At 54.6% G+C, this 9986-nt stretch carries 9 protein-coding genes and 1 other RNA gene; 5 read left to right on the forward strand and 5 right to left on the reverse strand.

All coding sequences use genetic code 11. The features are described from left to right. Positions 1-13: 13 nt before the first annotated feature. The 4 genes from agaE to kbaZ are packed head-to-tail and all read right to left on the reverse strand — an operon-like array spanning position 14 to position 3460. Positions 14-892: a PTS N-acetylgalactosamine transporter subunit IID gene (gene agaE / locus ABLU86_RS22430; protein WP_015369553.1), complete on the reverse strand. Its 879-nt coding sequence runs from the start codon at positions 890-892 to the stop codon at positions 14-16. Then, complete coding sequence (gene agaW / locus ABLU86_RS22435) at positions 882-1661, reverse strand: PTS N-acetylgalactosamine transporter subunit IIC (RefSeq protein ID WP_015369554.1); 780 nt, start codon at positions 1659-1661, stop codon at positions 882-884. Before agaW ends, agaE begins: the two co-directional genes overlap by 11 nt. A 10-nt stretch (positions 1662-1671) precedes the next feature. Further along, positions 1672-2145 carry a PTS N-acetylgalactosamine transporter subunit IIB gene (agaV, locus tag ABLU86_RS22440; protein ID WP_015369555.1) on the reverse strand — a complete coding sequence of 158 codons (474 nt, stop codon included), beginning with the start codon at positions 2143-2145 and terminating at the stop codon, positions 1672-1674. Between the two features lie 19 nt (positions 2146-2164). Beyond that, positions 2165-3460 carry a tagatose-bisphosphate aldolase subunit KbaZ gene (kbaZ, locus tag ABLU86_RS22445; protein ID WP_032707304.1) on the reverse strand — a complete coding sequence of 432 codons (1296 nt, stop codon included), beginning with the start codon at positions 3458-3460 and terminating at the stop codon, positions 2165-2167. 249 nt (positions 3461-3709) lie between these two features. Here kbaZ and ABLU86_RS22450 point away from each other — a divergent pair, with 249 nt between their 5' ends. Continuing rightward, the gene (locus ABLU86_RS22450) at positions 3710-4519 is read left to right on the forward strand and encodes a DeoR family transcriptional regulator (RefSeq protein ID WP_015369557.1); all 810 of its coding nucleotides are present in this window, start codon (positions 3710-3712) and stop codon (positions 4517-4519) included. Positions 4520-4586: 67 nt separating this feature from the next. Here ABLU86_RS22450 and garD read toward each other — a convergent pair whose 3' ends face one another. Beyond that, positions 4587-6158: a galactarate dehydratase gene (gene garD / locus ABLU86_RS22455; protein ID WP_072382543.1), complete on the reverse strand. Its 1572-nt coding sequence runs from the start codon at positions 6156-6158 to the stop codon at positions 4587-4589. A gap of 484 nt (positions 6159-6642) precedes the next feature. Between garD and garL the strand changes: the two genes are divergently transcribed. From garL to rnpB, 4 genes are all read left to right on the forward strand, one after another. Continuing rightward, positions 6643-7413 carry a 2-dehydro-3-deoxyglucarate aldolase gene (gene garL, locus ABLU86_RS22460; protein ID WP_020077861.1) on the forward strand — a complete coding sequence of 257 codons (771 nt, stop codon included), beginning with the start codon at positions 6643-6645 and terminating at the stop codon, positions 7411-7413. Positions 7414-7439: 26 nt separating this feature from the next. Continuing rightward, positions 7440-8330: a 2-hydroxy-3-oxopropionate reductase gene (gene garR / locus ABLU86_RS22465; RefSeq protein ID WP_015369560.1), complete on the forward strand. Its 891-nt coding sequence runs from the start codon at positions 7440-7442 to the stop codon at positions 8328-8330. A 65-nt stretch (positions 8331-8395) separates the two neighbouring features. Continuing rightward, positions 8396-9541 carry a glycerate 2-kinase gene (garK, locus tag ABLU86_RS22470; protein WP_045359731.1) on the forward strand — a complete coding sequence of 382 codons (1146 nt, stop codon included), beginning with the start codon at positions 8396-8398 and terminating at the stop codon, positions 9539-9541. Between the two features lie 32 nt (positions 9542-9573). Further along, an RNA gene (rnpB, locus tag ABLU86_RS22475) (RNase P RNA component class A) lies at positions 9574-9954 on the forward strand. The last annotated feature ends 32 nt before the right edge of the window (positions 9955-9986 follow it).

The following is a 9986-nucleotide window of genomic DNA, read 5'->3' on the forward strand; positions in this document are numbered from 1 at the left end:
AAACCTCTTAGCGTTACAGGAAGTGACAGAATTTACCTACAATGCCCAGCGCGACGGTGATGCCGATAAGGCGGAGCGGGCTCCAGCCGCGGCGCACCAGCCAGAACATCACCAGGGTATAAACTAGCGGTAAAAAGGCGGGCATCAGCTTATCGATGACATCCGTTTGCAGTTTAACCACGGCATCGCCGGCAGTGATTTCAAGCGTTGTGCTTAAACGAACATAAGTCGCTACCAGCGCGCCAATCACCGTCATCCCGACGATAGAGGCGGCATGGCCGACTTTTTTGGTATTGGCTTTAATGAGCGGAATCGCCGCTACCCCCATCCGGTAGGCATAGTGCGCCAGACCGAAGCGCAGGCCGAGATGGACCACGTTGAACAGAACGATAAAAACAACCGCGCCGAGGATCGACCCTTGTAGCGCCAGGCTGGCGCCAATGCCGCCGCAAATCGGCAATAGCGTTAACCAGAACATAGCATCGCCGATACCGCCGAGCGGCGCGCCAACGGCGATTTTGGTGTTCTGGATACTGTTAACGTCCTGCTTCGAGCGCTCCATCGCCAGAATTATGCCGATGACAAAGGTCACGAGGAACGGATGGGTATTAAAGAAGCCCATATGTCCTTTCATTGCCCGTGCCAGATCGCGCGGATTAGTGTGGATTTTCTTTAATGCCGGCAATAGTCCGTACAGCCAGCCGGAAGCCTGCATACGTTCGTAGTTGAAGGACGCCTGTAATAGCATTGAACGCCAGGCCACCCGATTAATGTCTTTTCTTGTCAGGTCGGCCCCAATGCTTTGATCTTCATAAACGTTTTCATTAACACCAGTGAGCAGCGTCGTTTCGCTTTCGGCCACGTTGGGCAGCGTGTGTTGATTAGATGCCATCTTCGAATTCCTCTTTAGGCGCAGCAGGTTGAGTCGGTTCGGGAGATTTGCGTAGCAGGTCGATAAGCGCCATGGCCAGCGCGGCGGCAGCAATGGCTAACACCGGGAGCTTGAGCCAGGCCGCCGCGACGAACCCGATGATGAAATAGGGGATATAGACGTTTTTCATCATGATTTTTAGCAGTACGGCAAAACCGATTGCCGGCATGATGCCGCCAGCGACGCCAAGGCCATCGATTAGGCGCTCAGGGAGCACATCTATTGCGGTTTTGGCGTGTTCTGCGCCGAAGTAGATAGGCAGAAAAGCACAGAGAAAATAAAAGGTACCTAATGCCAGCAACGCCAGGTAATTCACACGCTCAATACCGCGGGTATCGGCATTTGCCGCCATGCGATCGCAGCGCGACATAACCCCTGACATCACTGAGAAAAGGAACGTTATCCCCATCTGAACCGCGACGGCGAAGGGGACCGCAACGCCGACGGCGACGTCGGGCTTAACGCCGGTGGTAATAGCGAAGGTGGTGCCGACAATGGTCCCGATAATGACGTTCGGCGGTTGCGCGCCAGCCAGTGGCGCCAGACCCATCCACACCAGCTCCAGCGTGCCGCCGGTTAATATACCGGTATGAAGATCGCCGAGGATCAGGCCCACTAAGGGGCCAAGGACCACCGGACGATGCATATGGGTTAAACCGTTGAACATATCCAGACCGGCGATAAAGGCAAGGATACCCAATGCAATGGCTTGAAAAAGCGAAATTTCCATGGCGAGCCCCTTAGAGCAGTTTATAAAGATCCATTGCCGGTTCTGTCGGAACTCCTTGAATGAAGCACTCAACGCCGGCGGATTTCAGACCGTTAAAGGCGGCAATATCATTGCCGTCGACAGAGACGGTTTTGGCAATTTGTCGTTTCCCGTCGGCGTAGTGCATATTGCCGACGTTGATGCGCGATACCGGCACCCCGCCGGAAACCAGCGTCAGAAAATCGGCGGGCGATTTACATACCAGCAATATTTTTTGCCGATCGGCGGCGCGATGAATGTTGTCGATGACTTTTTGCAACGACCAGAAGCGCACGGCAATCCCCTCTGCCAGCACCATCTCCATCAGGTTCTGTTGTACGGGATCTTCAGCAACCTCGTCATTAGCAACCAGGACCAGATTCGCCCCCGCGAACCCGACCCACTGCACGCCAACCTGGCCGTGGATTAAACGTTCATCAATGCGACTTAACACAATATTTGGCATCGCCGTTTCCTCTTCGTTGTTATCCGTTATGAGATGTCATGCCCTGACAGGCGTCATGGTATTGCTGCAAGATGTCCTGGACGTGGCTAATGATGAGTTCATGCGGCGTAGCGCTGAGCGCCCCCTCGCGAACTTTTACGTACTGTAAAGGCAGATACTGGCTAATGAGCGGAAGCGGAATGGCTTCATCGGCCAGATTGCGCACCAGATGCGCTAAAGCGGTGTCTATCTGGCTGTCCGGCCAGTAGTAGCGAACGCGATCGGAATAGCTGTAGCCGCGTGCTAACCGCCGTGCGTGGCCATCGCCGTGGTAGTGGCTTTGCCAGTATTCCGGACGATCGAGCATGACGTTTTCCAGTACCATGCGTAATCCCGAACAGGATTTTGCCGGTACGATTTCTTCTTCAATCGCTGCTAAAGCGAAAAGCGCTTCACGCAGCGCGAAAGTCAACGCCGGGCCGACTTTCAAAATCGCGAAATGATCGACTACCAGTTGGCGTAGCGCATGCGGGGTCTGATAATCCGTGGAATGCGCTTCAAAGAGCAATGTGGCATAGTCTTCCACCATAGCGCTGAGGGATTTTGCTTTTTCAGATTCGTAATCAATGACTTGTGCATGATCGAATTCCACGCCAGGCTGTACCACGAGCGCGATAATTCGCGGCCAAATACCCTCGAGCCCCACACTGGTAAAGGCGACCCTGTGTGCATCGAGAGTGGCGCGAGCCGCATCCGGGGTGGTGACTTGTAGAGTGTTGAGGGGTTCGTGAGCGCCACCGGGCACGGGAACCTCAGTGCCGATAACGTAAACGAGATCCGATTTGCCTTTCAGGGCAATACAGGTTTCTTCCGCGATTTTCGCCAGCCTTGCGGCGCGTTCAGCGACAAGGTCATCGGTTAAGGGAATGGGATCGTCTTTGCATGACATACTGCAATCGAGGTGGATTTTTTTAAACCCGGCGGCGACATAGCTTTTAATCAGATCGTCGGCGTGGGCCATGGCTTGTGCGACCGGAAGATGTTGCCAGCGGTTTGGCCCCAGATGATCGCCGCCGAGGATGAGCCCGTCGCGGGGGAACCCCAGTGTATCGGCAAGATGATAGATAAAGCCGCAGAAATCAGCGGGGGTCATACCGGTATAACCGCCAAACTGATCAACCTGATTGGAGGTCGCTTCAACGAGCAGGGGCGTATGGTTTGCCTGGGCAAAACGAATGGCGGACTCCAGTACCAGTGGATGCGCGGAGCACACCGCGTAAATACCATTCGCTTCACCCTGTTTGTGTCGCACCACCAATTGTGTAAGATGTTTCACTTTCCTCTCCAGGTCAGAAATCAACGATTTAATCTTTCGTTTTGTTTCGCTTTATAGTGCTTCAGCGTGCTTTAAAAATAAAACGAAAGATAATAGTTTTCCGATCTGTTTCACAAAAGAAACATAATGAAAGCTTTCAGCACGGTGTGGTTCCTTTTTTGCCGTGCCAATAGCGCTTGCATTCTGCTAAAAGAAAGGCGTTAATAGTTAAAACGAAATGAAACGAAAGATACAGCCAAGGATATTGTTATGAACAGCAGCGAGTCATCTGCCGAAAAGCGCATTGCGGGAACAAGTGAAAGGCGTGAGCAGATCATCCAGCGGTTGCGACAGCAGGGAAGCGTCCAGGTTAATGACCTGGCGGAGGCGTATGGTGTATCGACGGTCACGATACGCAACGATCTGGCGTTTCTGGAAAAACAGGGCATTGCGGTGCGAGCATACGGCGGCGCGCTGATTTGCGATAGTCATACTCCAGGCGTTGAACCTTCAGTTGAAGATAAAAGCGCGCTTAATACGGCCATCAAACGCCAAATTGCCAGCGCCGCCGCTGAGCTGATAAAACCGGGACACCGAATTATTCTCGACTCAGGCACTACCACCTGTGAAATCGCGCGCCAGCTCCGACAGCATAGCGATGTTATCGCGATGACTAATGGAATGAATGTCGCCAACGCGTTGTTAGAAGCTGAAGGCGTAGAATTACTGATGACGGGGGGGCACCTGCGTCGCCAGTCGCAGTCATTCTATGGCGATCAGGCTGAGCAGTCCTTGCAGAACTACCACTTTGATATGCTTTTCCTCGGGGTGGATGCGATAGATCTGGAACGTGGGATCAGCACTCATAATGAGGATGAAGCCCGCCTGAACCGTAAAATGTGCGAAGTCGCGGAGTGTATCGTCGTTGTGACTGATTCCAGTAAATTCAATCGTTCCAGTTTACATAAAATCATCGATACGCAGCGCATTGATACCATTATTGTCGATGACGGGATTCCGCAAGAAAGTCTGGAGGGGTTACGTAAGGGCGGTATTGACGTTATTCTCGTCAAATCATAATTCGGTGTAAGTTGCCAGCCGGGGTATGCTCTATAACCCGACTGGCGATAGACGCTGACTTTTAGGGTCACGTCACCGGCGCCGGGTTAAACACCGCCAGCTGGTTATGCAGACCCCATTGATCGGAGAAGGTTTTCTTACGTCCGCTGGCGACGTCGAGAATGAACTCGAACAGTTTCTGCCCAACCTCCTCAATCGTCTCTTCGCCGGTCGCGATAGTACCGGCATTGATATCCATTAAGTCGTACCAGCGGTTGGCAAGCTCGGTACGGGTCGCCATTTTTATCACCGGTACCGCCATTAGGCCGTAAGGGGTGCCGCGTCCGGTGGTGAACACCTGAACGGTAATACCGGAAGCCACCTGTTGAGTACCGCAGACAAAATCGCTGGCCGGCGTCGCCGCATAGATAAGCCCGCGTTTCGTCGGGCGCTGACCCGGCGAAAGGACTTCGACGATGGCGCTTTTACCTGATTTGGCAATTGAACCCAGCGCTTTTTCCACTACGTTGGCCAGACCGCCTTTCTTATTGCCCGGTGACGGGTTGGCGCTGCGGTCGGTTTTCCCCAGCTCCAGATAGTTATCGTACCAGGCCATCTCTTCCAGCAGGCGCTTGCCAACTTCTTCGTTGATGGCGCGCGGGGTTAACAGATGGATAGCATCGCGCACTTCGGTCACTTCCGAGAACATCACCGTCGCGCCGCAGCGTACCAGCAGATCTGAGGCATAGCCCACCGCCGGGTTGGCGGTCACGCCGGAGAAGGCGTCGCTGCCGCCGCACTGCATACCGACCACTAATTCGGAAGCCGGGCAGGTCTCTCGCTGACGGGCGTTCAGCTTCGTAAGGTGGCGCTCGGCAACCTGCAGAATATCATCGACCATCGATTTAAAGCCGACATGCTGTTCGTCCTGCAAACGCACTACGCTTGCGCTATCGACGGCGATCGGCTGCACGTCTTCGGTTCCCTGCAGCAGACGTTCCGGCTGCAGCTTTTCACAGCCCAGACCAATCACCATCACCTCACCGCCAAAGTTGGGGTTCAGCGCGATATTGTGGATGGTGCGAATCGGTACGATCGCCGCCGGGGCGTTAATCGCCACGCCGCAGCCGTACAGATGGTTTAGGCCGACCACGCCGTCGACGTTGGGGTATTTTGGGAGCAGATCGCGTTCGATGATCTTGACCACATAATCCACTACACCGGCGACGCAGTGCACGCTGGTGCTGATCCCCAGCAAATTCTTAGTTCCCACGCTGCCATCGGCATTGCGATAGCCTTCAAAAGTGTATCCTTCCAGCGGCGGCAGCGGTTCCGGGACTTTGGTCGCCAGCGGTAAGGTGTTGAGCGGCGGCGCGGTCGGCAGCTCAACCAACGACTCATCAATCCAGCTTCCCTTTGGTATATCGCGAACGGCGAAGCCAATCACTTCGCCGTAGCGGATGATTTCACCATGGGCAGGAATATCGACAAGGGCGACTTTATGACCTTGCGGGATATGTTCAATGAGGGTCAGGCCATCCGGAAAACGCGTTCCGGCGGGTAAACCGCGATCGTTAACAATAATCGCCACATTATCGGTAGGGTGCACTTTTATATAAAACGCCGTCGGCGACTGTTGTCGAATCTCAATCTCAGCCATTGTCCAGTGTTCTCCAGAACGGTGCTAATAATAAAAATAAAACGTTAATTCAGCTTGTGCCTATCAGAATGATGAAATACAGAATGTCAGGAGTTATAGCAGCAAAATGTGATCTTGGTCACTGCTTGCGGTGACGGTTGCCAGCATTGAACGGCAATCCTAAGAACTGTGGATTAGCGCCCATAACCTATGGCATTTGCATAACTAAAATGATTATTAAAGCGCTTATATTGTGATTATGCATAGTGCCTGGTCACGGTGGGATGATTATACTGAGTCATGTTTTGCGGTGTTCGATATGAGAATAAATAGCCCGCTTAAAAAAATAATAAAAGTATTCTTTTTCAGAAAAATATCTAAATGTTCAAGGGTAAAAGAAAATAGGCATCGGTTCGCTATTTAATTCTGCAAATTATATTTGTGGTTGGCGAGATTAAACGTATAGAACAGCAGAAGTAAGCAACGATTAACCCAAGGTAAAATCATGGATAACGCAATTTTCCCGAACAAATTTAAGGCCGCGCTGGCGGCCCACCAGGTACAAATCGGCTGCTGGTGCGCTCTGGCGAATCCGATTAGCACCGAGGTATTAGGGCTTGCTGGTTTCGACTGGCTGGTGCTTGACGCGGAGCATGCGCCGAATGATGTGACCACACTTATCCCGCAACTGATGGCGTTGAAGGGCAGCCACAGCGCGCCGGTGGTCCGCGTGCCGACCAATGAACCGATTATCATCAAGCGCATGCTGGACATCGGTTTCTACAACTTCCTCGTGCCGTTTGTCGAAACCGCTGAACAGGCGGCGCAGGCGGTAGCATCGACCCGCTATCCGCCGGAAGGCATCCGCGGGGTCTCCGTTTCTCATCGCGGCAATATGTTCGGCACCGTACCGGACTACTTCACTCAGTCGAATAACAACATCGCCATTCTGGTGCAAATTGAGAGCCAGACCGGGGTGGACAACGTCGATGCGATCGCCGCGACCGAGGGCGTTGATGGCCTTTTCGTGGGGCCGAGCGACCTGGCCGCAGCATTAGGCCATCTGGGCAATGCCGCCCATCCTGACGTCCAGCGCGCCATCCAGCATATCTTCGCCAGCGCGAAGAAACACGGTAAGCCGAGCGGCATTCTTGCACCGGTGGAAGCCGATGCGCGCCGCTATCTGGAGTGGGGCGCGACCTTCGTCGCCGTCGGTAGCGATTTAGGCGTCTTCCGTTCAGCAACCCAGAAACTTGCTGATTCTTTTAAAAAATAATCACCAGGATGAAGAGAGAGAACATTATGACAATCAAAGTGGGTTTTATTGGTCTTGGCATCATGGGCAAGCCGATGAGCAAAAATTTGCTGAAGGCGGGTTATTCGCTGGTGGTATCCGACCGTAACCCCGAAGCCATTGCTGACGTGATTGCCGCGGGCGCAGAGACTGCGAGCACGGCGAAGGCCATTGCTGAGCAGTGCGATGTAATTATCACCATGCTGCCAAACTCTCCGCACGTGAAAGACGTTGCGTTGGGTGAAAACGGCATTATCGAAGGCGCGAAACCGGGCACCGTGGTGATTGATATGAGCTCCATTGCGCCGCTGGCGAGTCGCGAAATCAGCGAAGCGCTGAAGGCCAAAGGCATCGATATGCTGGATGCGCCGGTGAGCGGCGGCGAACCCAAAGCGATCGACGGCACCCTGTCGGTCATGGTTGGCGGCGACAAGGCGATTTTCGATAAATACTACGACCTGATGAAAGCGATGGCGGGATCCGTGGTGCATACCGGCGAGATTGGCGCAGGCAACGTCACCAAGTTGGCCAACCAGGTGATTGTGGCCCTGAACATCGCGGCAATGTCGGAGGCGTTAACCCTGGCCACCAAAGCCGGCGTTAACCCCGAGCTGGTTTATCAAGCGATCCGCGGCGGCCTGGCAGGTAGCACCGTGCTCGATGCTAAAGCGCCGATGGTGATGGATCGCAACTTCAAGCCGGGCTTCCGTATCGATCTGCATATTAAAGATCTGGCCAATGCGCTGGATACGTCTCACGGCGTCGGCGCCCAGCTACCGCTGACGGCGGCGGTGATGGAGATGATGCAGGCGCTGCGCGCGGATGGCCTGGGCACCGCTGACCATAGCGCTCTGGCGTGTTACTACGAAAAACTGGCGAAAGTGGAAGTGACTCGCTAACAAGAAGGGCGTGTTCCCGCGCCCTGTCATTCTTGCCTTGCGCGGCACAGTCAGGCGACATAACTATGAAAATCGTAATTGCCCCAGACTCTTATAAAGAAAGCCTTTCTGCCAGCGAGGTAGCTCAGGCGATAGAAAAAGGATTTCGGGAAATTTTCCCCGATGCGCAATATGTTTCTGTTCCGCTTGCCGATGGCGGCGAGGGAACGGTTGAAGCCATGATTGCCGCCACGCAGGGTACGGCGCATACGGCGCTGGTCACCGGGCCGCTGGGGGAAAAAGTGAATGCCCGCTGGGGCATGTCCGGGGACGGCACAACCGCATTTATTGAGATGGCCGCGGCCAGCGGGCTGGCACTGGTACCGCCTGAAAAACGTAATCCTCTGATCACCACTTCACGCGGAACCGGCGAGCTAATTTTACAGGCGCTGGAGCACGGCGCGACCAGCATTATTATCGGTATTGGCGGCAGTGCGACCAACGACGGCGGCGCCGGAATGATGCAGGCGCTGGGCGCAAAGCTCTGTGATGCCAACGGCAGCGACATCGGTAATGGCGGTGGTTCCCTTAACTGCCTGAATTCAATTGATGTTTCGTCCATGGACCCACGTCTTAAACACTGTGCTATTCGCGTGGCTTGCGACGTGACGAATCCGTTGATTGGCGAACAGGGGGCATCGCGCATTTTTGGCCCGCAAAAAGGGGCGACCGAAGCGCTCATTGTCGAGCTTGATAATAATCTTGCCCACTACGCCTCGGTTATCAAAAAATCGCTGCGCGTGGAGGTGAAAGATGCCCCCGGCGCCGGAGCGGCGGGGGGAATGGGGGCCGCGCTAATGGCTTTTCTGGGGGCTGAACTGCGCAGCGGGATTGAGATTGTGACGACGGCGCTTAATCTGGAAGAACATATTCACGACTGCACGCTGGTGGTAACCGGCGAAGGGCGACTCGATAGCCAGAGCATCAACGGCAAAGTACCGGTTGGCGTAGCCAATGTGGCGAAGAAATACCATAAACCGGTGATTGCTATTGCCGGCAGTCTGACCCGCGATGTCGGCGTGGTACATCAATATGGCATCGATGCGGTGTTCAGCGTACTGACCAGCATCGGCTCGCTGGAAGAGGCATTCCGCGGCGCATTCGACAATATTTATCGCGCTTCGCGAAATATTGCCGCGACGCTGGCGATCGGAATGCGTTGTGCGGGGTGACAAAGGCGCGCGAACCCTCTATACTTCGCGCCGAAGCTGACCAGACAGTCGCCGCTTCGTCGTCGTCCTCTTAGGGGGAGACGGGCGGAGGGGAGGAAAGTCCGGGCTCCATAGGGCAAGGTGCCAGGTAACGCCTGGGGGGTGTCACAGCCCACGACCAGTGCAACAGAGAGCAAACCGCCGATGGCCCGCGCAAGCGGGATCAGGTAAGGGTGAAAGGGTGCGGTAAGAGCGCACCGCGCGGCTGGTAACAGTCCGCGGCACGGTAAACTCCACCCGGAGCAAGGCCAAATAGGGGTTCATAAGGTACGGCCCGTACTGAACCCGGGTAGGCTGCTTGAGCCAGTGAGCGATTGCTGGCCTAGATGAATGACTGTCCACGACAGAACCCGGCTTATCGGTCAGTTTCACCTCTTTAATGTAAAAACCCCGCTCCGGCGGGGTT

The sequence above is a fragment of the Klebsiella sp. JN_Kp121 genome (genome assembly GCF_040062145.1).
In the GTDB taxonomy this organism is placed as follows: domain Bacteria; phylum Pseudomonadota; class Gammaproteobacteria; order Enterobacterales; family Enterobacteriaceae; genus Klebsiella; species Klebsiella aerogenes.